This is a genomic window from Chryseosolibacter indicum (genome assembly GCF_018598585.1).
GTDB lineage: Bacteria > Bacteroidota > Bacteroidia > Cytophagales > Cyclobacteriaceae > Chryseosolibacter > Chryseosolibacter indicus.
Genome location: NZ_JAHESD010000022.1, coordinates 1 through 24,276, shown reverse-complemented (window position 1 = coordinate 24,276; position 24,276 = coordinate 1). Strand labels below are relative to the sequence as shown.

At 40.9% G+C, this 24,276-nt stretch carries 17 protein-coding genes; 10 read left to right on the top strand and 7 right to left on the bottom strand.

Going from position 1 to position 24,276, the window contains the following annotated elements:
* Positions 1-255: 255 nt before the first annotated feature.
* Positions 256-1,314 (bottom strand): OmpA family protein, encoded by a 1,059-nt coding sequence (locus KK060_RS11415; RefSeq protein WP_254153862.1) that lies wholly within the window; start codon positions 1,312-1,314, stop codon positions 256-258.
* 317 nt (positions 1,315-1,631) lie between these two features.
* Here KK060_RS11415 and KK060_RS25195 point away from each other — a divergent pair, with 317 nt between their 5' ends.
* From KK060_RS25195 to KK060_RS11400, 3 genes are read left to right on the top strand one after another with little or no spacing between them, the layout of a single operon-like run.
* The gene (locus KK060_RS25195; protein WP_254153861.1) at positions 1,632-3,575 is read left to right on the top strand and encodes an ATP-binding protein; all 1,944 of its coding nucleotides are present in this window, start codon (positions 1,632-1,634) and stop codon (positions 3,573-3,575) included.
* Between the two features lie 2 nt (positions 3,576-3,577).
* Positions 3,578-4,084 carry a YdeI/OmpD-associated family protein gene (locus KK060_RS11405; protein ID WP_254153860.1) on the top strand — a complete coding sequence of 169 codons (507 nt, stop codon included), beginning with the start codon at positions 3,578-3,580 and terminating at the stop codon, positions 4,082-4,084.
* Entirely contained in the window at positions 4,081-5,175 is a 1,095-nt protein-coding gene (locus KK060_RS11400) for an SGNH/GDSL hydrolase family protein (RefSeq protein WP_254153859.1), read from the top strand. Before KK060_RS11405 ends, KK060_RS11400 begins: the two co-directional genes overlap by 4 nt.
* Before the next feature lie 52 nt (positions 5,176-5,227).
* Here the strand turns inward: KK060_RS11400 and KK060_RS11395 are convergent, their stop codons facing one another.
* Positions 5,228-6,496 carry a flavin monoamine oxidase family protein gene (locus tag KK060_RS11395; protein WP_254153858.1) on the bottom strand — a complete coding sequence of 423 codons (1,269 nt, stop codon included), beginning with the start codon at positions 6,494-6,496 and terminating at the stop codon, positions 5,228-5,230.
* A gap of 98 nt (positions 6,497-6,594) precedes the next feature.
* Here KK060_RS11395 and KK060_RS11390 point away from each other — a divergent pair, with 98 nt between their 5' ends.
* The 3 genes from KK060_RS11390 (at position 6,595) to hrpB (ending at position 9,940) form a co-directional block, all read left to right on the top strand.
* On the top strand, positions 6,595-6,774 hold the full coding sequence (locus KK060_RS11390) for a hypothetical protein (RefSeq protein WP_254153857.1): 180 nt from the start codon (positions 6,595-6,597) through the stop codon (positions 6,772-6,774).
* Between the two features lie 221 nt (positions 6,775-6,995).
* Complete coding sequence (locus tag KK060_RS11385) at positions 6,996-7,337, top strand: hypothetical protein (protein ID WP_254153856.1); 342 nt, start codon at positions 6,996-6,998, stop codon at positions 7,335-7,337.
* Between the two features lie 122 nt (positions 7,338-7,459).
* Entirely contained in the window at positions 7,460-9,940 is a 2,481-nt protein-coding gene (hrpB, locus tag KK060_RS11380; protein ID WP_254153855.1) for an ATP-dependent helicase HrpB, read from the top strand.
* 155 nt (positions 9,941-10,095) lie between these two features.
* Here hrpB and KK060_RS11375 read toward each other — a convergent pair whose 3' ends face one another.
* The 4 genes from KK060_RS11375 to KK060_RS11360 form a co-directional block, all read right to left on the bottom strand.
* Positions 10,096-10,767, bottom strand: coding sequence for a uracil-DNA glycosylase family protein (locus tag KK060_RS11375; protein WP_254153854.1), 672 nt, complete (start codon positions 10,765-10,767; stop codon positions 10,096-10,098).
* A gap of 13 nt (positions 10,768-10,780) precedes the next feature.
* The gene (locus tag KK060_RS11370) at positions 10,781-12,703 is read right to left on the bottom strand and encodes an AAA domain-containing protein (RefSeq protein ID WP_254153853.1); all 1,923 of its coding nucleotides are present in this window, start codon (positions 12,701-12,703) and stop codon (positions 10,781-10,783) included.
* 122 nt (positions 12,704-12,825) lie between these two features.
* Complete coding sequence (locus KK060_RS11365; RefSeq protein ID WP_254153852.1) at positions 12,826-14,991, bottom strand: patatin-like phospholipase family protein; 2,166 nt, start codon at positions 14,989-14,991, stop codon at positions 12,826-12,828.
* Positions 14,992-15,183: 192 nt separating this feature from the next.
* A complete protein-coding gene (locus KK060_RS11360; protein ID WP_254153900.1) occupies positions 15,184-16,683 on the bottom strand; it encodes a GH3 auxin-responsive promoter family protein in 1,500 nt (499 codons plus the stop codon).
* Between the two features lie 166 nt (positions 16,684-16,849).
* Here KK060_RS11360 and KK060_RS11355 point away from each other — a divergent pair, with 166 nt between their 5' ends.
* Positions 16,850-18,295 carry a S1C family serine protease gene (locus tag KK060_RS11355; protein WP_254153851.1) on the top strand — a complete coding sequence of 482 codons (1,446 nt, stop codon included), beginning with the start codon at positions 16,850-16,852 and terminating at the stop codon, positions 18,293-18,295.
* 103 nt (positions 18,296-18,398) lie between these two features.
* Here KK060_RS11355 and dnaA read toward each other — a convergent pair whose 3' ends face one another.
* Positions 18,399-19,832 carry a chromosomal replication initiator protein DnaA gene (gene dnaA, locus KK060_RS11350; RefSeq protein WP_254153850.1) on the bottom strand — a complete coding sequence of 478 codons (1,434 nt, stop codon included), beginning with the start codon at positions 19,830-19,832 and terminating at the stop codon, positions 18,399-18,401.
* Between the two features lie 193 nt (positions 19,833-20,025).
* Here dnaA and KK060_RS11345 point away from each other — a divergent pair, with 193 nt between their 5' ends.
* From KK060_RS11345 to dxr, 3 genes are all read left to right on the top strand, one after another.
* A complete protein-coding gene (locus KK060_RS11345) occupies positions 20,026-21,129 on the top strand; it encodes a methylmalonyl-CoA mutase family protein (RefSeq protein WP_254153849.1) in 1,104 nt (367 codons plus the stop codon).
* 4 nt (positions 21,130-21,133) lie between these two features.
* Positions 21,134-23,263: a methylmalonyl-CoA mutase gene (gene scpA / locus KK060_RS11340; RefSeq protein WP_254153848.1), complete on the top strand. Its 2,130-nt coding sequence runs from the start codon at positions 21,134-21,136 to the stop codon at positions 23,261-23,263.
* A 41-nt stretch (positions 23,264-23,304) separates the two neighbouring features.
* A partial coding sequence (dxr, locus tag KK060_RS11335) for a 1-deoxy-D-xylulose-5-phosphate reductoisomerase (protein WP_254153847.1) occupies positions 23,305-24,276 on the top strand: 972 nt, incomplete at its 3' end.

Sequence of the window (24,276 nt, the reverse complement as noted above, 5' to 3'; positions counted from 1 at the left end):
TAAAGTATAATAAAATACATGAGAATACAATTATTGACTTTATATCTCGCAGCAGACAGGTAGACCTGCCCTTTTTATGTTCCAAAGGCGTAGTAGGCATTCCGTTCTGTTCGTGATGGGATAGGGAGACTAAACTTCCGGGCAAATTGAAGTACACGTCTCGCGGGTAGGAGAGAGTCCCTTATTGGAGGGGAAAAACTTAACGCTCTCGCATGTAAAGTTATTGACAATGCAAGTGCGTTAAGTCCTGATATCTTAATCTTGAAGTATTTCAATTTCTATTCTGTCATTCAACCTTGAACTTGGGCTATCAAAGTCTACCAGTTTGTAGCTTCCGCCCCATGAATAGGTCTTAATCCTTTTTTCAGAAATACCATTCTCTACGAGGTAGTTCTTAACAGCGTCAGCACGAAGCGACCCCAACAGTTTTGCAGATCCGTATACTTCCATTGAACCTTCTGTTTCAAAGTAAGGCTGGCCTCCGCTCATCGCTACTATCCTTCTTTCCTTTTTGCCATTGCAATGGCCGTGCACTTTAATTACATAGTTGGGGTTCTCCTTCATCATCTTAACTAGTTCATCAAGGTCAGTTTTTGACTGGGGTAACATCACCGATGCATCATGATAAAAGGATACATTATACATAACAGATACATCTCCCTTCTCAAGTCTTTCAAGCTTGTAAGGAATAACCCAGGCGCCGTTTTCATCCTGGTACGCACCCAGTACTGAAGAAGGGTCGCTATAATCAATATACTGCTCCACCTGTTTGTAGCCGAATATGCCGTATACCACGGTCATATCTCTATCTACCCCGGGGTGCAAAATGTCCGTGTAGGTATTGGCAGGATAAATAGCAACGTCTTGCTCCTTTTCAAAATCGACTTGATGTACGTTTCCAGTAAAAACATCTCCTGCCGGCGATGAAACAGCAAATTTAAAAAGCTTTCCCTTTGGCTTTAAAGGTGCTGCAGCCATACCTCCACCTGCAAGAGCAGTGGTTCGGGAAGTAGAGGCATCATCTGAAATCTCATATGCAGGCTGTGCCAACGTGTTTTGTAATACTTGCGTCCTGGCCATTGCCTGCTCTTGATCATTCGTTTTCATAATATACATCCGGATAGACTCATCCTCGTTTTGTATTGCGTATGCTGTGTCTACGCTTGACATAGGAAGATGGGCAGTAAGATTTTTAGCACTGGCATCAGTGCTAAACGAGCTGATAACAACATAATAAGTCTTTTGCCCAAATGATGGCAAAAAAATTCCTGTGAAGGCTGTGAAGAGGACAGCCAGCAATACCCTGCATTTCATTTTATTTTTGGATTAGGTGACGTTAAAGGGAGGTCACTGCTCCTTAAACTCAAAAACTTGTGCCAGCCATACTCAGAACAGCAGGTTACATAACGGCGTGAATGCTAATCCAATTTTAACTTGAATGTGTACTGTTGTACACAATGAGAATGAGAAATCGTGCGTGTAGTAGTACCGTGTTTCAAGCAGCAATAAAACTGATAAGGATGTATAACCGGCTATTGAATTAAATCTACCTGGTATAAAAACAGCTGCTTATGATTGTTTTTTTATTGTGTATAAGCTATATTTCTTGGATTATAACTTTTTAAACTAAAGTGGCTGGTATTTTTTCATCTGCTAACCTGGCTGGTAAAGTGCCTCTCGAGTATGAGAGACAGGTACTTATCGCCAATATAATGGCCATTATTCTTGGGTTTATTGTAATGGGCACTTTATCGGTTTCCTATTACATGTTTGGCTGGCTTTCCGCTTTGCCATATTTAATGCTCGTTGGGCTTCTTTGTTTTTCTATACCAACTATAACCAACAGAATAAGTCATAAGGCCGGTCGCACGCTGCTCTGCCTTATCCCGATATGGTTTACCATCTTCCTTACACTGTATTCCAAGCTCGATTCCAAAACACCGCTAACCTATATCCTTTATTTCGACAGCCGCTTTGTTCTGATGGTGGCGCCTATATTACCGGGCATCATATTCCGCCTCGAAGAGCGTGTGCCACTATTACTGTGTTTAGGATCCGCTGCCCTGTTCCTCTCCTTTTACGATCCCATCCATGAGCTTTTCGGCGTCGGCTATTATCAACAAGGTTTTTCAGAAGCATCCTATAGCTACTTGAATTATGTTGTATGTTTTGCGTTCACCATCCTGCTTTTCGGTATCCTCATGTTACGGTCAATCATGGAGCGGTCCGAACGCGATCTCAAAGCCCAGTATACGCAGTTGCAGGAAAAGCAAAAGAAGATTGAAACCCAACACGAAGAACTTCTCCATCACCAGGAGGAGATGGCCACAAGTGCGGAGAAACTTGAAGATGCCAACCAGCTTATTTCCTCGCAGCGCGAAGAACTGAAAAAATATAATGCAGCCCTTGAAGCCCTGGTAGAGCAAAAAAGCTTTGAGCTCTTATGTGCTAACGAAGAACTAATCAAATCCAATAATGAACTGCTTCAGTTTTCCTATACCGTGTCCCATAACCTCCGGGGGCCTGTTGCCCGGTTGTTAGGGCTTACACGTTTGATGAAAGTGGTTGAAGGAATGGACGAGAAAAAGAAGATGGAAGAACTCGTCCTCCGCTCCAGCGAAGAGTTGGATGAAATTCTCAAAGACCTCAGTCTTATCATCGACATGCGCAATGACATTCACCGTGTACGCGAAAAGATTGCTTTGCAGGAGGAATGGAATAAGGCAGTAAGTTTACTCGGAGATAATGTCAAGTCTGTTTATCAGCTTTCTGTTGATTTTTCAGCAGCCCCATATATTTATGGTATCAGGTCTATGGTGCAAAGTATCTTCTATAACTTGTTGGGTAATGCTATCAAATATCAAAGTCCTGAGAGGAAATTAAAGATTCAGGTTGCCTCCTTTGTATATGGAGATAATGATACCGTAATTGAAATCCGGGATAATGGACTTGGTATCGATCTATATCGCCAAAAAAATAACCTATTTAAACTTTATAAGAGATTCCATGCCCATGTAAGCGGAAAGGGACTTGGTTTATACCTCGTTAAAACTCAGCTTGAAACAATGGGCGGGTATATAACAGTTGATAGTGAAGTCGATAGGGGGACAACCTTCCGTTTGCTCTTTAAACATCCCGGAGATGTTGCGCGCCAGGTAATGTACGAAACAGATGCTATTCAACTATACTACGATGCTAACCTCAACATCATTATTATTGAATGGAAAAGGGAAGTTACAAGTGAGGAGTATCGCGAAACTGCCCATGCCTTCTTAAGTACACTTAAAACATATCAAACCCGATCCTGGATAGCAGACCTCCGAAAACAGGGCAATGTATCACGTGAAGACCAATTATGGTTTTCGTTACATATTATACCCGAACTCGTGAAATATGGACTAAGAAAAGTAGCTGTATTGGGTGGTGAAGCACATGACAGAAGTATTTACTTTAAGGATGATAGCGCTTCTACCATACATTTCGGATGCGAGATTAGGGTATGTGAGTCATTAAATGAAGCCATCGCCTGGCTTGAAGGATCCAATATCAACATTGGTGAAGAAGTTAAGATGTAACTATGCCTGCGTCAAAGTTTATTGAATTTACTGCACCGCTCGAAGAAGTAGATCGAGCATTAATTAAAACGGTTGTTTTCATCCCTGCTCAAATAATCAAATCACTTTCACCTGGCCGTCATAGGGTTAAAGGAACAATGAACGGTGCACCATTTGCTTTGGCTATTCAATATCGGAAAGAAGGTAATAGCTTCTTTGTTGTAAGCAGTGCTTTGGCTAAGGCAGCAAAAGTAAAGCCTGGAATGCCTGTAAAAGTCAAGTTTCACCTTGTAGATCCGGATAAGGTAGATGTACCTGAAGAGCTTGAAGCAGTGCTTGCCCAGGACGATCAAGGTAAAAAGGCATGGGACCAAATCACAACGGGGCTTCAGCGAAGCCTTATCATATATATTAATGGTGTGAAAAATGTAGATAGCAGGATAAAACGTGCTTTATTTATAATTAATAAAGCAAAGGCAGGAGAATATTCAAAAGAAGCAATAAAAAAGAGAACAAAGCCTAAGGAATGAAGTTGAATTACCTATATGCATGCCTCATTAGTATCATATCGCTGGGCTGCGCATCCTCAGTAAAATCAGTTCAAAGTGATCCGTTCTATAAGCCCGCAAGTGATTCGATCGCGTATGTTGGGCGCGTGAAAAAAACAGATGACTCAGTTACTATCTATTGGTCTGGCACGAGCATCTCGTTTCGTTTTAAAGGTCAGTCCTTAAAAGCACTTCTAAGGGATAATACCGGTAAGAACTACTTCAATGTGGTCATCGATGGAGATAGTCTGCATTATTTTAAACTCGATACTACAAAACGTTTCTATACGCTTGCAGAAAACCTTAAAGATGGCGAGCATACAGTACAATTGGTAAAAAGAACAGAGTGGGATAGGGGTACCACGTGGTTTTATGGGGTAAAGGTTCAGCGCGGCTCCTTACTTACTTTACCTTCTCCTAATAAAAGGATTATTGAATTCTTCGGCAATTCAATTACTGCAGGATATGCTATTGAAGATAACACCGGGGGAGATTCTCCCGACAGCATATTTACCAATAACTATTATACATACGCAGCATTAACAGCGCGTCATTTCAAAGCGGATGGATACTATACTGTAAAATCTGGCATTGGCATTATGGTAAGTTGGTTTCCTCTAATAATGCCTGAAATGTATAACCGACTCGATCCAAACGATTCAAGCAGTACCTGGAATTTCTCAGCGGTAACACCACAGGTAGTCGTTATCAATCTTTTTCAAAATGATTCGTGGCTAGTGAAAAAGCCTGACCATCCTTCTTTTAAACTACGGTTCAGAACAAAACCTCCTGCATCACCTCAGATTATTGATGCCTATAGATCCTTTGTCTCTAAAATAAGAACTGTATACCCTCATGCATATATTATCTGTGCATTAGGAAGCATGGATGCCACCAAAGAGAATTCACCATGGCCGGGTTATGTATTAGAAGCCGTAAAACAACTTAACGATCCTAAAATTCTTACCCATTTCTTCCCATACATGAATAAAGGAGGCCACCCGCGAATAAAGGACAATGAGGTTATGGCCGAAAGCCTTATTCAGTTTATCGAGAAGAATATAGTATGGTAAAGATCTGCGAATAACGTTCTGCCTGATTAATACGCAGGCATTAATAATTGGTTTATTTTAAAGCCATTATCTTTCTTGCGCATTCCAGGCCACTGGTCAATCCTGCCTCAACTGTTCCCATTGCCGGCCCCTCATACAATGCTTCTCCGCAGAAATAAATCTTGTTTTCTAAAGGCGTTGAAAGTAATTGCCTTACGGGCTGTGTTTTCACAGTCGGGTAAGCATAAGCTCCCCGCGCATAAGGATCAGCAACCCAGTTAGCAATGTGATAGGCGTGGATCTGATCTTCAATATCCTTTTTCGGAAGAGAGAGAATATATGCAAGCGAGTCAATGGCTCTGCCATATAGTTCTCCTTCTCCATAGTTGTGGTGGTAGGTTATCGGCCCTCCCAGCCATCCGGTTAACAGCCTTCTTTTCTCCGGCTCTTGTGTCCACCAGGTAGGTACCGGGGCATCCGAAAATATAAACCCTGCATCTTTCATTCTTCTGGGTGAGCGACTTTCCCAAATGGTTTCCTTAAACTCAAACAGAAACTTGATAACACCGCCAAAACCTATGTCATTAAACGCATTTTCATAATTAGGAATGGTGGGAGTAAACTCAATTTCTTTCCGCTGAAGAATGGAAATAGGTACCGTAACAATTGCCCTGTCACCTTCATAAAATGCTCCTTGTTGTGTTATTAGTCTTACATTCTTTTTCCATTCAATTTGTTTCACAGGTGAGGATAAGTGAATCTTCCCGTTTAAGTCTTCAATATGCTTACACAGATATTGAATAATTTCCTGGTAGCCCTTAACCATTCTAAGTTGCATATCATCATTGCTCTCTGACCATTCTTCCCGCAATGCAAAAGAACTTACTTGTCTAATGTCTGCTGCATCATAACCTTCTACAAACTTGACCACAGACTCGAAAAGGCGCCGGTTATTCTCCCCTGAAAACTGTTGATCAAGAAAAGTCCCAATAGGCATGTCTTCTCTTAGCGCATTCAACGCTTTAATGAGTTGATCCCAATTGGTATCAAACATGTCATCTTCTGCCAGTGCACCCTTCTCTATCTTATAGCTTCTCCCTTCCATTGCATGTGCCCGTATTCTGGCTTCTTTTAAAATAGCAGTAGTAAGAGGTAGGTCTCCATGAATAAACTCTGCCCCTGTTTCTACAGGTACAGTGAAGGGAGCATTGATTGTGTGAACGCGCCCTCCAATTCGGTCTCTCGCTTCAACAATAGTAACATTATAGTTGTTCTCAAGTAAAGTTTTTGCGGCCAGAAGCCCGCTAACACCCGCACCCACTATGATTATATTTTCAGACATTGTTAAATTCCTCTTAAGCGACAATATACTAAGGACAAGGCACAAAATTTTCTCATTATATCTGTTGCACAACAGATGTTCAACTGAATTTTATACTTATGCCAAACAGAAGAAGTGATACCAGTACTGTGCCTTCCCGTACTGATAACGAAGAGGAGCCTCGAAGAAAAAGAGAGCATCCCAGGGAGGAGGGAAGCGTGAATGAACATAGAGAACGTGTTAAGCTCAGAAGCCAAAAGCAGAAAGATGAAAAATTAAACGGCAGTAAGAACAATTAAACTAAAACAACCAAAAGAAATACAGTGCTCCGACAAGGAGCACTTTTCATTTTCGCGTAACCGTAGCGTTGTAATAGAATTACTCATAAAGAAATCAATAATGTTGGAATCGTGGACATTAATCCGCATGCAAAAAAAATCTCTAAACTTGGCATCGTGGCACGACTTTATTTACTAGTACTTGCGTGCTAATAGGTCAACGTAAGTAAAGCTCAACATACATGGAAGATAGAAAGGATACGAAGGGGAAGGTTACAAGAGGAGATGCTTCTATGAGCAGTGAAGAGCAGCGTGCGATTGATAATAGAGGCGCTTCGGATGGTGGATCGTCGGGGAGGTATCAGGGTTCATCCGGACGCAGCAGAGAAGACGAAGATCTACAAAGCATAAGCAAGCAGGCTGATACTTCTGAAAAAGATCTGAACGCGTTGCAAGAGGAGGAGATAACAGGGGCAAGATCTGAATCAGACGATTTAAAGTCTGCAAATTACAGTGATACCGATGAGGATGAGGATGAGGGGTTAGGTGATGGTAACCTCGGGCGTGCCCGGGGCGAGTTGTAAATCCAATCAGTATCACGGTGCATAGGCAATACGAAAGTATTGCCTATTTTTTTGTCCTTAACCCAACCATCTTAGTAAAACTGATTCTACTTGTAATTGTAAAGTAGTTCGTACCTTTGTCCATGTCATATCCGGTGTTAGAAATAACTGACCAGCTCAGGCAACAACTCCAAAAAAATAATATTGTTATTCTTCAGGCTCCTCCGGGTGCTGGTAAATCTACTGTGCTACCCTTACAATTAATAAATGAACAATGGCTCAGTAATAACAAGATTGTCATGCTCGAACCGCGCCGTCTCGCAGCACGGTCAGTTGCATTACGCATGGCATCTATATTAAATGACGAAGTAGGTAAAACAATAGGTTATCGGGTTCGATTCGACTCCAAAGTGTCCGATGTTACCAAAATAGAAGTAGTTACAGAAGGTATACTTACCCGGATAATTCAACAGGATAATGTCCTTGATGGCATCGGACTTATAATCTTTGATGAATTTCATGAACGGAGTTTACAAGCCGACACGGCTCTGGCCTTAAGTATTCAGGTACAGCAGGTTTTAAGACCTGACCTGAGAATTTTAATAATGTCGGCAACACTTGATAGTGAAAAATTATCTGCTACGCTTAACAACGCACCTATCGTAACAAGTACAGGTAAACAATTTCCTGTAGAACAAAAGTATTTCCCTGCTGAATCTAATACACATTTAATTCCTCATGTAGTTCGCACAATTCGAAAAGCTTATCACGAACATAGTGGCGATATACTTGTATTTCTTCCAGGGGCGGGGGAGATCAATAGAACAATGGCAAGTCTTGAAAACGAAAACTTCGATGCTGTTGTATATCCTTTATTTGGAGATCTTCCCTATCGCAAACAACAGGAAGCAATATTGCCAGACCCTGCAGGTAAAAGAAAGATTGTTTTATCTACATCCATTGCTGAAACTTCCCTTACCATCGAAGGTATTGCCATTGTTATAGATAGTGGCTTATCGCGTGTTCCTAAATTCGATCCGCGCAGTGGCTTTACCAGGCTTCAAACGGTTCGTGTTACCAGAGACGCCGCGGATCAGAGAACTGGCCGTGCTGGCAGATTAGGTCCTGGCCTCTGTTATAGATTATGGAGTGAGGCAATTCAAAATAATTTACTACCGCAGCGCGTACCCGAAATTCTGGAAGCAGATCTTGCTCCATTAATGTTGGAATTAGCAGTGTGGGGTGTCAAAGACACCAATGAACTAATATGGATTACACCTCCTCCTGCAGGGGCTGCTAGCCAGGCAAAAGAAATCCTCCGTCAACTCGAAGCGCTTCATGATAACAAGATCACCGCCAAGGGTAGAGAGATGACCAAGTTGCCAACGCACCCCAGAATTGCACACATGCTCCTGCAAGCATCTGAAATAGAAACAGAAAAAGCAGTAGCAGTAGCAACTGACATCGCTGCGCTTCTCGAAGAAAAAGATCCGATGGATAAAGAGGTAGGTGTAGATCTTTCGCTCCGGGTAGAAATGCTCAGAAGGTGGCGTGCCCTAGAACGTGTTAATGCCGATGTTTCTGTTTTAGACAGGATTGAAAAACTGGCTGCGGCATGGAGAAGACTCATGAAGGTTAAGGAGGATAATACACGCGTTGAAGATACTTTGGTAGGTCGCCTGGTCTTCTCTGCTTACCCAGAGAGACTCGCAAAGCAGGTTGATAAAAATGGCAGATATAAACTCACCAATGGACGAACCGCTAAACTTCACGATAACGATCCGATAGCAAGAGAAACATTCTTGGCAATTGCAGATCTGGACGCAGGCAGCGGAGAGGGAAAAATATATCTCGCCGCACCTGTAGACGTTTATGACTTGTTAATCTTAAGCGAGGAAAGAAAAACTGTTCGGTGGGATGAAGACAGAGGAATGATTACCGGAACAATAGAAAATACAATTGGAAACATTTCCTTATTAACTAAGCCTCTGCCAAAAATCCCTGACGACCTCCGCATCAAAGAGCTTTGTAAAGTCGTACAACAAAAAGGACTTCAAATGCTGGGGTGGGATGATACACACGAAGCCTGGCAGTCAAGAGTTCTCAGTTTAAAAAAATGGCGACCTGAAGAGGAATGGCCAGACGTGTCATCTGCTAACCTTTTATCCACCATTGAAGATTGGTTAACACCTTTTCTCACTTCAGTGAATAAGGCAACTGAATTACTGAAGCTTGATCTTTCCGCTATTTTATCAACCCTCATTCCTTGGAATCTTTCTTCGAAGTTGGATGCGTTAGCTCCATCTAAACTACCCGTTCCAAGCGGATCTATGATCAGTGTAAATTATTTCTCTGATGATCGGCCTCCCGTAATGGAAGTCAGGCTGCAGGAAGTTTTTGGGCTCGTCGATACGCCCACCGTCAACGAAGGGCGTGTTAAAGTAATCCTTCACCTTCTCTCGCCGGGTTATAAACCTGTACAAGTCACTCAGGATCTGAAAAGCTTTTGGACAAACACCTATGCCGAGGTAAGAAAAGAATTGAGAACAAGGTATCCTAAACACTCCTGGCCCGAAGATCCATGGACTGCCCAGGCGGTACGGGGTGCAAAGAAAAGGGTTTGAAAGCGCTTTACTTAAGCCCGTATCCTTAATGGATACATTAAAGTATACCCATGGTAGGCTTGGGTATACTGACAGTATCACCAGGATACAGCTACCCTTTAGCTAGAGTCAGGTTATGTCGTACAATCGGTAATTTCGTCATGCTCCTAAGTATCTTACTTAGCTAAAGCGAATTTCTTCAGATAATCTGCAATGTATTGCTCAACATACTTGCGCTTATATTGCATGATAAACCGGGGATGTGCTAAAGGAATGATCTCAGCAAATATTTTCTCTTTCTTATTAAAGTTCTGTAGGTATTTAAAGTTTTCTCCCTCACCTAAGCAGTAAACAACCTCGTTAACCCCAAACTCCATTTGCTGCAGTATTGACTTTCGGATAAACTTCTCAAGGCTTTGTGCCAGGTCTTTAGTGTCGTAATAATTCAGGTTTTTTCCTTCATAGGTAAAACCCAATGGCGATACAGAATTGAAATAGAATTTAGAAAAGAAACTTTCTACGCCTCCAAAGGCGGCAATCATAGCATGAATAAAGTCAGCGGATAACTCAGTTTTCTTTTGTAGGCCATTCGAAATACCACATATTTTCTCAAGCTTCACAGGATCTGTAAATGGAACACCGGTAAGCCCTCCGCCAAATCTTCCTGGGTTTATGCCGAAGATAATACTCCGCCTGCCATTATCGTCATAATACTTCTTATAGAATTGAGTACATAATTCAAAGGCAGTTTTATCCTGGTAAGGATTTAAAACCTCAACCCGATTAGGTAGGGATTCCTTGATCTTAAGCGCTTTGTAAAACTTCAATATCTTATCTGCAAATGTCATCTTCTTGTCTTACTTATCTGGAAATCTCAAATACACTCTTGTAGAATCCTTCGTTTTGTACATATTCAATCAGATCGAGGTAAAAGTCATGAGATCCCAGCGTTGCACTATCACCTACCATAATTAACTTTTTTCGGGCTCTTGTCATTGCAACATTGGTTCTTCTTATGTCTCCAAGAAAACCCACTTCACTTTTATCGTTACTTCTCACAAAGCTTATCGCAATAACATCTCGCTCTTGGCCCTGAAAGGCATCAACAGTGTTAATGTTAATAAGCTTTCCTAAAGGTTCAAGTACGGTTGATGCTTCAGCAAGTTTATGTAAATAGTCCACCTGGGCACTGTAAGGTGTTATAATTCCAAGTGTAATTTGCTCTGCAAGCCACGTCTCTGTGCCTATTTCATTAATAAGAGATTCTATAATGAATATTAATAATTCTGCTTCTTCACGATTTACCCTGCTTAGAGTTTCAGGATCCTGCTCTTCACTATAACCACAGCCTGCCGTATCAATAAACTCTACCGGTAGTTGGTCAGGTCGCAGCAGTACTGACTTCACTGAATCATGGGCTACCAGTTTATCCTTGTAGAAATATGCCGAAGAAAATTTCATGATCTTCTCATGCATGCGGTATTGAACCTCAAGCATGGAGGCCTTCGTCGGATGGTTAGCAATACCTTTTTCAAAAAGTGTTACAGATAGTCCTTGTCTTGCGGCATCAATGGACTTGATTGTTGGAGGTAGTTGCTGATGGTCACCTGCAAAAATAACACGTTGTGCACGCAGAAGAGGAATCCAGCAGGCGGGTTCCAAAGCCTGGGCTGCCTCATCAATAAAAACGGTCTTATATTTTCTTCCTCGTAAAGTAGGATGAGAAGTTCCTACCAGGGTTGCACAGATAGCTTGTGCGCTTTGAAGTACGTCGTTAATAATATAGAACTCCAGCATGTCCGCATCACTCTTTAAAAGCTTTGCTTCCTGTAGCAATAGCTTTCGCTGTTCTCTTTCATGATAGCCAAAATGCCTCTTGTATTTCAATGCTGTACTTCGCACTTGCTCCATACGCTTCCTCAGCGATCGAAGTTCCTGGTAGTTCGAATGTGCTGCTATCTTAGCATCAAGTGTTTTGCTGAGAGATTGTTCCGTTACTCTTGCAGGATGTCCGATGCGAACAACGTTAAGTCCTTGTTCACTTAGCTTGTCAACCAGTAGGTCAACAGCAGCATTACTGGGCGCAGTAACTAAAACTTGTCCCTCTTCCTGTGCTGTGAAAAGAATAGCTTGTACTAGCGTTGTTGTTTTACCCGTGCCCGGAGGACCATGAATAAAGCCTACATCTTCAACGCTTGCAATAAGATTAAGTGCATTTAGCTGACTTGTATTAAGAATATTAATCGTATCGAAACTTAACTTCCGATCGAGTGTTTTCGCTTTCTCATCACCCAATAGTATCCGCTTCAGCTCTGCGACCCTGTTGTCTTCGGCCTTAATAACTTCCTTCAGCGCAAACTCCATCTCACGATAAGTCATCTCATCAAACATCACATCCACTCCCAACATCCCATCTTCCGCCCATTCAGGTAGCTCATCAGTGTTAAGGGTAATAACCATTAAGTTATCACGAACGTAGTTCACAACGCCGTTTACATGATGTTTCTCCGGCGTACCAGATGCGTTTGTAAAAACACTTACTGCTTTACCACTTTGAAAAGAATGAGGCTGGTCTAAATGATTGGTACGCTCAACTTCAATAATAGGTCGCTCTCCGGTTCCTATATAATCCCTTTTCAGGGATACAGGATACCAGGTAGTTCCCTTTTTAGTCCGGTAGGCAATAGATTGAAGTAGTACTTTCTGCCGATATTGTTCAAGATCTGCCTGTCGCTCGATCTTTATTAACTCTAAAGTCTTTAGAAGCTGATCGTTTACACCCATAATAAAAAGATGGCCAAATGTAATAGTTACATAACGATCTTCTTCTATTCAGATAATGGAATTACTGACGGTTCCCCAGGTTGTCGGCCGTATTATAATAATACAAGGTGCGATTTTTAAAACTAATCCTGAAGAAGCTTTTTCAGCTGATCAATTGCTGTAGTATTCTTTGCCGAAGAAACATTATCAATAACACTCTGTTTCTCTCTCGTGGTTAAGCGCCAGCTTAAAGAAGCGCGGGCGTTGTGTTTTCTGATACTATCCATCTTTTGAAGAATAGGAACATAGTCTTCTGCTTCATACTCAATGTCAATACGATGTATCTCATTCTTAAACCACGATCTCGAATACCCAAGTAGTAAATCGCTGTTAATATCCTGGAAATGTTCAAAGTTATTGTATACGCTGCTTATTGGTTGTGTTACCGCGTCAACAATGGTTTGTCCTTCATTCTTGGTAATAGTACCTAACTTCGGAGAGTCTCTTATGGAAAGGAAAATCACACCTGAGGTATTTTCAGCAATCCACTCTTTAAAAGCAAATAGAAAACGCGAAGCATCTGTCAGACCAAAATTATCTGAGATACCGGCATCCATAATATAAATGGCAGGTGTAGTGGGTAGCGTAGTATTAGGCGTAATGTATGGAAACGTGGCAGACATTCTTAATGCTGAAAGAAAGCGCAACTTCTCACTTCCGTGTGCCTTAAACAGATGATGGAAGTCCACACCGCTGTATTTGTATGAATTGTATTCATGGCCGTCAACAGTTTCATAATTCATAAACGATACTGGCCTTGATGCGATGTAAAGCTTTCTGCCATCGTTAACAATGGTAGGCGTTAATATCATCATGGGTATGATGGCTTTCGTTTCGAATGAATCATAAGCAACAATAGGCTTATCCATCAGGCTGTTTGTTGTCTGATTCAACTGTTCTTCAAAAGTATAACCGCGGTCGCGCTGATAATTAAAGCCTGCGTATTTAAAATTGGTAAAGCCAACAAACAGATCATTAGCCAGGAGGCTGAAGATCATAGGGTTCAGGTTGTCACTTGAAATATTCAACCGATGTACTGGATCATACGGCTTTACATTCTCTTTCTGATACTCCCTCAACTTCAATTCTCTGAAATAACTAGCGCCTATCAGTCCCCCGGATGCCCCCGTAATCAAGATGCTGTTGTTAAACAACCTTCCTTGTGTAAGACTATCCGCTATCTGCAATGTTGAGAAAGCCCACAATGCAGCGCGCTTACCTCCGCCACTCACACATAAAAAAACCATCTTAGGTTTCTTTTCTGTCTTGAACTTTGCTTTCCATTGTTCAAGCATTGCAAATGTCTTTGCACGATCTTCAACAATTACAGTTGAGTCATTCATCCTTTTCAGGGAGTGAACGGAGTATTCAACGGGTTGTCTATCGTAGTTTAATCCAAAGGCTTCATACCTTTTAGTGAAAAAGTCTTCCCCAACAAGATAATTCAGAATGAGGAATAGAATAAGGGCACATGTTGCTGACCAGTTGCCGAACCAGTATGAAAAGGCTCCTGCCATCATCACAAAGATGGTAAGCAAAATCATAAAGCTCGAAGCTGCCGGAAGCTGAAAGGCAGGGTAGTCTTTAAAGATACCCAGGATAAGAACGATCACAAAGATCAACAACTCTATGATAACAAGGTTAAAGTGGTTTTGGTCAAACACCTGAAGTATAGTAGCACGATCGTAGAATTTTATATTCTCTACTTTTTTGAACTTAAGGTCGTAATCAAGATAGTTGTCTACGCGTACCTGCTTCTTCCTTGCAATATCCAGTTTCTTCATTGCACTGGCACGAGTAACTTTTACCTTTAATTTAATCTTCTCGTCAATCTGGCAAACCACATACTTAAAGATGTCCTTATTGGTGAGTAGAAAGTATACGAAGAAGATTAAGGTCATCGTAATATAACCTGTAAGTAATCCGGTAAGATTTAAAACAAGTCCCGTGTTCGTGGTATACTCATTGTTTATTTGAAACCTTACGATCTGATAAATATAAACGAACAGGAATAGTAAGGGGATCGGGCTATTGTTAATTGCAAACTTTGTGAACGGTCTGGATAGTGTTCCGATAAATGAAAACCGATGACCATCATTAATATAACAGGTAATGTGATATGCAGTAGTGAACCCTGCTGTACACAAGCCTATTATAAAAAAGCTTGTAAAGTTAACCTTGTTCAGATATTCAGGATCGAGAAACAGGTAGGGAATGCCCAGGTATTTGCCGAAGCTTCCTGTTATCATGGCAAACAGCAAAACCCAACATAAAACAAGGACGTGATTCCTCTTAAAGTTGTTCAGGAGAAGCTGAATTGGAAAAGAATAGATAATCGCCTGAAAAAAACGGTTAAGCCTCTGCATACACAATGATACAATAAGTTAATTCTATTTCATGGATTGAAGTAACATGTAATAGAAGAATAACTTACGTGCGTTTTAATTTGAGATAAGCTTGTGCAGATCATCTGCAAGTCGCCTGTCATTAGATAAGCGGGGTACTTTATTTTGACCGCCAAGTTTGCCTATTGATTTCATGTAATCAATAAAGGCATTTCTTGGTAATGTGGTGATTCTCAATGTTCTTAGGATGTTCCCCGTGATCAGATCGTCATAGTAAACATTTAATTCTCTTAGCTGGTTATCAAGTTCGGATGCAAAAGCCTCCAGATTGTGAGGAGGTTTGGAGAATTCAATCAACCACTCGTGATGTGGCAAACCTTCTCTCGGGGTTACCTGCGGCGCTACAGTAAACTCTACGAGCTCCGTTTCAGGTAACTTCTGTATAGTTTGTTGCATCGCTTTCTCTACTTCCTCGCCTATAACATGCTCTCCGAAAGCAGATATAAAATGTTTGATCCTTCCTGTTACAACAATGCGGTAGGGATTTTTAGAGACAAATTTAATGGTGTCTCCAATAGAATAGCCCCACAGCCCGGCATTGCTGTTAATGATCAATGCGTAGTTCTTACCTAATTCAACTTCTCCTATGCTCAATCGGCGTGGGTTTTCATTGAAATACTCCTCTGCGGGAATAAACTCAAAGAAGATTCCACTGTTAAGAAGTAATAATAACCCCTGTTCACGTTGCGAATCTTGATAGGCGATAAAGCCTTCACTGGCAGGATAGGTTTCAATGGAATCGATCTTCTTACCAATGCTTTCAAACAATTTTGCGCGATAAGGCTCAAAGTTTACACCACCATATACAAACATTGAAAAGTTAGGAAAGATATCTTTGATGCTCTTTCCGGTCTTTGCTTGGATACGGTCAAAGTACATTTGCACCCAGGGAGGAATACCGGAGATAAGGGTCATGTTCTCATGAAGGGTCTCCTCAATGATCGTATCTAGTTTCTGTTCCCAATCTTCAATACAGTTTGTTGTATAACTTGGCTTTTGATTGGTTCTTAAATATTGCGGTATATGGTGATTTACAATGCCCGATAGCCTTCCGGTTTTTACACCTCCTTTTTCATCAAGTTCAGGACTTCCTGAAAGAAATATTAACCCACCATCTAAAAAGGAGGCATTACCTGTTTCATGAACATAACTCAACAGCGCATTACGCGCACTGTTTATATGATTTGGAAGTGATTCTTTTGTAATAGGAATGTACTTTGTACCCGATGTTGTTCCAGAAGTTTTTGCGAAATAAGCTGGTTTACCTGGCCACAAAATATCAGGCTTGCCTTCCAGTATTTTCTCAACATAAGGCTTCAGCTCTTCGTAATCGCGGATGGGAACTTGTTTTTTGAAATCATCGTAGCTGCGAATGGTATCAAAGCCGTGATCCTTTCCAAAAACAGTATTCTTGGCAGTGGCAACCAAATGTTTAAAAGTCTTCTCCTGAAAGGGTATCGGGTTTGAAGCCCACTTTCGGGTAGAGGAAGCAATGTATGCCGCAAAAGGTCTGGCAAGGGTAGATCGTATTCCCATAGGGCGCAAGATAAATTGAATTTTACCATATTGAGTTAGTATTTCTGCGGATTTTTTGAGCATCAAAATGTGTTAAACCCAAAATGAAAAATGTCGTTTTATATTTGATGGCTGTAAAACTTTTGTCGGTTATTTTACATCACTAGCGGATAATGAATAAAGTACTATGAAGAACACGTTAAAGATTATAGTAATAGGTTTCCTCGCAGGACTAGGTGGTTCGTATACGGGTTATTATTACCTGATAAAGCCATCCATTCAACAAAATCAGCCCGGAGAACAGTTCAGGGCTGTACGATACGATTCTCCATCCGTGTATGTTCCTGCAGCATCCAGCGCCACCTCCTCAGGTGCATCAGCAGACCCTGCTGTAGATTTTAGTGCAGCGGCGGCAAAAGCTACACAAAGTGTTGTTTATATTAACAGCATTTCAGAAGGTGTCTCTTATTCTTATTGGGATTGGTTCTTCGAACGTGGGAGCGGAAGGCAAACTCAGGTAAGCAGTGGCTCTGGTGTAATCTTTACTTCCGATGGGTATATTATCACAAATAACCACGTTGTAGCTTCAGCTGAACGAATTGAAGTAAATTATAATAAGCGAACCTATCCTGCGCAACTTATTGGTACTGACCCGTCGTCAGATCTTGCTGTAATAAAAATAGATGAAAATAGTCTTCCCGCTATTTCTCTAGGTAGCTCTAAAAATGTCCAGGTAGGGGAGTGGGTTGTCGCTGTAGGAAATCCTTTCTCTCTTGCATCAACCGTAACAGCAGGTATTGTAAGTGCCAAAGGTAGAAGGATAGGAATTCTGGAAGACAAATTTCCCCTTGAGTCATTTATTCAGACAGATGCCGCAATTAATCCGGGTAATTCCGGTGGTGCGCTTGTTAACAAAAGCGGAGAACTTATCGGTATAAATACTGCAATTCTCTCCCGAACAGGTTCTTATACCGGATATGCTTTCGCAGTACCTGTCGATATTGCTAAAAAGGTATTTGATGATCTTGTGAAATATGGAATCGTACAGAAGGCAGTATTTGGAGGAAGTGTTGTAGAGTACGACTATGAAAGTGCGAAGAAATATGACTTGAATACAGATGTTAAAAAGTTCAACGGCGTGCTTCTCGAACGTTTGGATAAAGAAGGACCAGCGTTAAAAGCAGGTTTGAAGCTGGGTGATATTATTGTAAAAGTTAATGATCTCGATATCAACACACAAAGTGCATTTGAGGAGGAATTAAGTTACCATTACCCGGGTGATAAAATCAGTGTAACATACATTCGCAATGGAAAGACTTCTACAACCAATGTTACGCTTGTTAACAGAATCGGAACAACAGAAGTTATCAAACGCCAGATCTACAGCGATTCGAAAATAGGGGCTCAGTTTGAAGCGAATGAATATGGCGTAAAAGTCTTTCAAATTAAGAACAATAGTGTGCTTAAGAAGATCGGTGTGCCCGAAAACTTTACCATACTCTATATTAACAGAGAACGTGTTAAAGATCCGAAAGATGTAATCAACTTCTTCGACAATTTTAAAGGGCAGGGATCCTTATATGGAATTAATAGTTCGAGACAGCAGATAGAAATCCCTTTTGTAATCAGGTAGGAAATAAGCCTGATTAAATAAAAAAGACAGGATCAAAAGATTCTGTCTTTTTTATTTATGTACCGAGCTGAATCGGTATATAAGATTCTGGTAGTATCAGGCATTAAGCCACTCTTAACTTAAGCTTTTTGCCAAGCTCGTCTACAGACGATTTAAAATTAGCATCGGTCTTCATCATGTCTTCAACAGATTCTAGCGCGTGTATTACTGTTGAGTGGTCACGGCCACCAAAATTCTCTCCGATAAGTGCGAGTGTCAATTGCGTATAGCGCTTACAGAAATACATTGCAACCTGGCGTGGTATAACGATTTCCCGTTTTTTAACTTTACCTTTCATTGCTTCAAGATCTACCTTGAAGAATTCTGCAACTGTTTTTTGAATAAAGTCAACGCTTACATCAGACTGAATTTCCTTGATAATGTTCTTGAGAACCTCTTTAGCAAGGTCAAGATCAATTTCTTTTTTAAGAAGTGTAGCATGGAAGATAAGAGAGTTTAATACTCCTTCCATGTCTCGTAAGTTCGTATCAACGCTATAAGCAAGATATTCAGCAACCTCTGTAGGAATCTCAATACCATCTGCCTGCATTTTACGGTTTATAATAGCAAGCTTCGTTTCAAAATCAGGCTCCTGTAAATCAGCTGTTAGTCCCCACTTAAATCTTGATAACAATCTCTCTTGGAAGCCTTTAAGGTCTCTTGGAGGGCAATCGCTTGTCATAATAATTTGCTTGCCCGATTGGTGCAGCTGGTTAAAGATATGGAAGAACATCTCCTGTGTCTTTTCCCTGCCGGCGAGAAACTGTACGTCGTCAAGAATTAAAAGATCGACTTGCAGATAAAAGTTCTGGAAGTCCTGTAGCTTGTGATTTTGAAGTGCATTGAGGAATTGGCTGGTAAAATCATTCTGATCAACGTACAATACCACTTTAGATGGCATGTTATTCTTGATTTCATTGCCGATCGCCTGCACGAGGTGGGTTTTACCCACACCTACACCCCCGTAAAGCATCAAAGGATTAAACGAGGTAACGCCCGGTTTCTTTGCTACGGCCAAACCAGCAGATCTTGCTAGCCGGTTACAATCACCTTCAACAAAGTTATCAAACGTATAACTATGATTTAACCGCGAATTGACGGTTTGAGGATTTAGCGCTTTAAAAGTAAAAGGAGAATACTCGTCAGAGGTAAAACCGTTATTGTTAATGTTACTTCTTCTTGTTTGCGAAGCAACAGTATTTGCAGGATAATTTACAGCAACCGGAGGAGCTTGCCTGTTCCCGCTATCAACTACTACTGAGTATTCCAGGCGGCCAGTGGCACCCAGAACGGTATGAATTGCTTTCTTTAGAACCGGAACGTAATTATCTTCAAGCCATTCGTAAAAAAACTGTGAAGGTACCTGGATAGTAAGTACATCACCATCAACACGTAAAGGAACAATGGGTTTAAACCACGTATTGAAGTTTTCTGAATCAATATTTTCTTTGATTACTTCAAGACAATCGTTCCATACTGTGCCGCAGCTTACTTCCATTTATAGCTCTGATTTGTTAGGGGTTTTATGTTTCCCAACTGGGAAGGGGAGACAAAGATGTAAAAAAAGAGCTTACGAAAACAAGGTAAAGACCTCTTGATTTTTAAGAAAAAAATTTGCTACTGAAATTTTTATTTCTAAATGCAAATGAATGATAGAATCTTAAGTTAAAATTGAAATAAAATGATTGTTTATGAAGGAAACTGACATTCAGAAACTTTTAAGTGACACTTTCTCTGTTTCTGATGTAAATGAATGGAAAAGAGTCGCAACATCTGAATTAGACGGAAAAGAACCTTTCCAGGAATTAAAATGGAAAGATCCCGATAATATAGAATACTTACCTTATTATGATAAAACAACTACACAACACACAGAAGTATCTGAGTTTCATCGCTCTCCTTTAAATAAAGATTTTTTAGGTAACAGAACATGGTTTAACACACCTGTAATTCATGTTGTTAGTTTAATTGCCGCAAATCAAAAAGCCCTGCAGCATCTGAAGAATGGTGCAGATGGAATTGTTTTCGACTTCAATTCATTATCTTCCATTGATTTAGAAATTTTATTAAAAGATATAGAGCTGCCCTACTGTGCAATTTCCTTTATCAATGCCACTGCAGACGTTTCAAATGCCTTCATCAATCATGTCGTAAAACATAACATCGATCAGAAAAGTATTAAAGGAAGCTTTTTTTGGAAGAATATAGACGATGCTATCTCATCAGGAAGTCTAAGAAACTTCAACTACCTTGGTTGTATTGTAAATTCATCAACGCCTGTTAATGAAATATCAGAAGCACTGCTGGCAGGTGTAAAGCAACTTGAGAAGTCCCAGGGAGATGAGCGCGTAAAAGCATTTTCAAGAATTTCTTTTTCATTACCTATCCATACCAACTTCCTGATCGAGATTAGCAAGTTAAAAGCACTGCGTATGTTATGGTTCCAGATTGCAAATGTTTATAAGGTGAATAGCTATAACTTTAATGATCTTCATATACACGCGCGTGTTGAAGCATGGTCAAACGAAAAGTTAAGTCCCCACGAAAATATGTTGAGAGGAACGACTAGTGCAATGGCATCAATTATTGGAGGTTGTGATTCACTATCTGTCTATCCTCAGGATGAAAACAACTCGATGATGGATAGGATAGCGCGAAATGTATCTAATATCCTTCGCGAAGAATCTCATTTTGATAAAGTTGAAGATCCATTGGCAGGAGCATATGTAATTGAATCAATGGTAAACCAGTTGGCTGAAAAGGCCTGGGATTTATTTAAGACTAAACAGAAATAACAACATGCCTGATTTCTCTAATATTCGATACAATCAATTTCCTTTAAATAAAAATAGTCATTCCGATTCTAATGCTTCAGGTTGGGAGAGTCCCGAAAAGATCAATGTAAAACCTTCATACACAAAAGAAGACATTCAAACTTTTACGCATATAGGTTACGGTGCAGGTATACCACCGTTTTTACGCGGACCTTACGCTTCCATGTATACGACAAAGCCATGGACCATCAGGCAGTATGCCGGGTTTTCAACAGCCAAAGAATCAAACGCATTTTATAGAAGAAATCTTGCTGCAGGGCAGCGGGGCTTGTCAGTAGCTTTTGATCTTGCTACACATAGAGGTTACGATTCAGATCATCCTCGGGTTGCAGGCGATGTCGGTAAGGCTGGTGTTGCTATTGACTCTGTGTTGGATATGAAGATCTTGTTTGATCAGATTCCACTGGATAAGATGTCTGTATCGATGACAATGAATGGTGCAGTGATCCCGATTATGGCATTCTATATTGTTGCAGCTGAAGAACAAGGAGTATCACCCAAACAACTTAGTGGCACTATACAGAACGATATACTTAAGGAGTTTATGGTGAGAAATACATACATATATCCGCCTGCACCTTCTATGCGCATTGTAGCGGATATATTTCGGTATACTTCTCAGTACATGCCGAAGTTTAACAGCATAAGTATAAGTGGCTATCACATGCATGAGGCAGGAGCTCCCGCACATGTAGAACTGGCATATACCTTAGCAGATGGTCTTGAGTATATCAGAACAGGTATTAAGGCAGGTATTGATATTGATGATTTTGCGCCAAGGCTTTCCTTCTTCTGGGGAATAGGAATGAACTTCTTTATGGAAGTTGCAAAAATGCGTGCTGCTCGTGTGCTGTGGTCCAAGATTGTAAAGGATTTCAATCCAAAGAATCCGAAGTCGATGGCATTGCGTACGCACTCGCAAACTTCAGGATGGAGTCTTACTGAGCAAGATCCCTACAACAATGTAACCCGTACTTGTATTGAAGCAATGGCTGCGATATTAGGTGGTACTCAATCCTTGCATACAAATTCGCTCGATGAAGCGATTGCACTGCCCACAGATTTCTCAGCACGGATTGCACGCAATACACAGCTTTATATTGAGAAGGAAACAGGTATAACAAAGGTAGTGGATCCGTTAGCTGGCTCTTATTACATCGAATCGCTTACTGCATCTTTAATAGAAAAAGCATGGGCGCTTATGGAGGAGGTTGAACAGCTAGGTGGAATGACAAAAGCCATTGAAAGCGGAATTCCGAAGATGCGAATAGAACAGGCTGCAGCAGCAAAGCAGGCGAGAATAGATTCTGGTAAGGATGTGATTGTAGGTGTTAACAAATACCGTACGGATGAAAAGCCTGACTTTGAAATATTAGAGGTTGATAATACTGCAGTACGTCAGGAACAAATAGCGCGACTTGAACAATTGAAGCGCGAACGTGATGCCGATAAAGTTCAGATGGCTTTGCAGGCAATTCTCCAAAGTGCCGAATCAGGACAAGGAAATCTTCTGGAACTTTCCGTTAATGCAGCACGTGAGCGTGCAACATTGGGTGAGATTTCCTCTGCAATGGAAAAGGCCTTTGGAAGGTATAAGGCTACAATCAAATCTATTTCAGGCGTATATTCAGGGGAGATGAAAAACGAAAGTGCTTTTGAAGAAGCGAGAAAGCTTTCTGATCAATTTGCAGACCTGGAAGGAAGAAGACCAAGAATACTTATTGCCAAGATGGGGCAAGACGGTCATGACAGGGGAGCCAAAGTAATTGCAACAAGTTTTGCCGATTTAGGTTTTGATGTAGATATCGGTCCATTATTTCAAACTCCCGAAGAGGTTGCTATGCAGGCCGCTGAAAACGATGTTCACATTATTGGAGCCTCGAGCCTTGCTGGCGGTCATAAAACGCTCGTACCTGAGTTAATTGCCGAACTAAAAAAGATAGGACGTGAAGATATTGTAGTAGTTGCGGGGGGTGTTATTCCTCAACAAGATTATGATTATTTATATAAGTCCGGCGCTTCTTTTATTTTTGGACCCGGAACTATCATTACAGACGCTGCAAAAGAAATTTTGAAGAAGTTCATCTATTCCTAATGATGTTCTAATTTTAAATATTAAGAAGTAATTCGTTCATTTTGACTTCACAGAGAAAAAGGGTAGCCATTTTTGGTTCAACAGGTTCAATTGGTAAACAGGCACTTGAAGTAATTGCATCACATCCTGATCAGTTTGAGGTAGAAGTACTTACAGCACAGAATAATGCAGCGCTTTTAATTGAGCAGGCCAGACAGTTTCAGCCGAACGCTGTTGTGATCACCAATGAGAGTCACTATAATCTTGTTAAGGAGAGTCTCATTAACCACGATATCAAAGTATTTGCAGGAGAAAATGCCCTCGCATCAGTTGCGCAGATGGACACCATTGATCTTGTACTCACAGCCCTTGTTGGTTATTCTGGCCTAAAGCCTACTATCAAAGCTATTGAAGCCGGTAAAACAATTGCGCTGGCCAATAAAGAAACACTGGTCGTTGCTGGTGAATACATCACCAAACTGGCAAGAGCAAAAGGTGTCAATATCTTTCCTGTTGATTCTGAACATTCGGCTATCTTTCAATGCATTGTTGGTGAGTTTCACAACCCAATTGAGAAAATCATTCTGACAGCGTCAGGGGGACCTTTCAGGGGCAGAACGTTAAAGGAGTTGCAAGGCGTAACAAAGGCACAGGCGTTAAAGCACCCGAACTGGAGCATGGGTGCCAAAATCACCATCGATTCAGCCAGCTTAATGAATAAGGGACTCGAAGTGATAGAAGCAAAGTGGTTGTTTGGATTGGATGTGTCACAGATAGAAGTAATTGTGCATCCGCAGTCTATCATCCATTCAATGGTTCAATTTCAAGATGGATCAATAAAGGCACAAATGGGCCTGCCGGATATGCGTTTGCCAATACAGTTCGCGCTTACTTTTCCCGAAAGGCTTAAATCAGCTTTCCCTCGTTTTGATTTTGCCAGCTACCCGTCGCTTACCTTTGAAAAACCTGATACCGAAACTTTTCGTAATCTTGCATTATCTTTTGAAGCTTTAAAGAAAGGTGGAAATATGCCG

Bases quoted from the DNA above. Each gene is read 5' to 3' on its own strand.
- KK060_RS11415 (WP_254153862.1), bottom strand. From the start codon at position 1,314: ATGAAATGCAGGGTATTGCTGGCTGTCCTCTTCACAGCCTTCACAGGA.
- KK060_RS11405 (WP_254153860.1), top strand. From the start codon at position 3,578: ATGCCTGCGTCAAAGTTTATTGAATTTACTGCACCGCTCGAAGAAGTA.
- KK060_RS11400 (WP_254153859.1), top strand. From the start codon at position 4,081: ATGAAGTTGAATTACCTATATGCATGCCTCATTAGTATCATATCGCTG.
- KK060_RS11395 (WP_254153858.1), bottom strand. From the start codon at position 6,496: ATGTCTGAAAATATAATCATAGTGGGTGCGGGTGTTAGCGGGCTTCTG.
- KK060_RS11390 (WP_254153857.1), top strand. From the start codon at position 6,595: ATGCCAAACAGAAGAAGTGATACCAGTACTGTGCCTTCCCGTACTGAT.
- KK060_RS11385 (WP_254153856.1), top strand. From the start codon at position 6,996: ATGGAAGATAGAAAGGATACGAAGGGGAAGGTTACAAGAGGAGATGCT.
- hrpB (WP_254153855.1), top strand. From the start codon at position 7,460: ATGTCATATCCGGTGTTAGAAATAACTGACCAGCTCAGGCAACAACTC.
- KK060_RS11375 (WP_254153854.1), bottom strand. From the start codon at position 10,767: ATGACATTTGCAGATAAGATATTGAAGTTTTACAAAGCGCTTAAGATC.
- KK060_RS11370 (WP_254153853.1), bottom strand. From the start codon at position 12,703: ATGGGTGTAAACGATCAGCTTCTAAAGACTTTAGAGTTAATAAAGATC.
- KK060_RS11365 (WP_254153852.1), bottom strand. From the start codon at position 14,991: ATGATAACAGGAAGCTTCGGCAAATACCTGGGCATTCCCTACCTGTTT.
- KK060_RS11360 (WP_254153900.1), bottom strand. From the start codon at position 16,683: ATGGGAATACGATCTACCCTTGCCAGACCTTTTGCGGCATACATTGCT.
- KK060_RS11355 (WP_254153851.1), top strand. From the start codon at position 16,850: ATGAAGAACACGTTAAAGATTATAGTAATAGGTTTCCTCGCAGGACTA.
- dnaA (WP_254153850.1), bottom strand. From the start codon at position 19,832: ATGGAAGTAAGCTGCGGCACAGTATGGAACGATTGTCTTGAAGTAATC.
- KK060_RS11345 (WP_254153849.1), top strand. From the start codon at position 20,026: ATGAAGGAAACTGACATTCAGAAACTTTTAAGTGACACTTTCTCTGTT.
- scpA (WP_254153848.1), top strand. From the start codon at position 21,134: ATGCCTGATTTCTCTAATATTCGATACAATCAATTTCCTTTAAATAAA.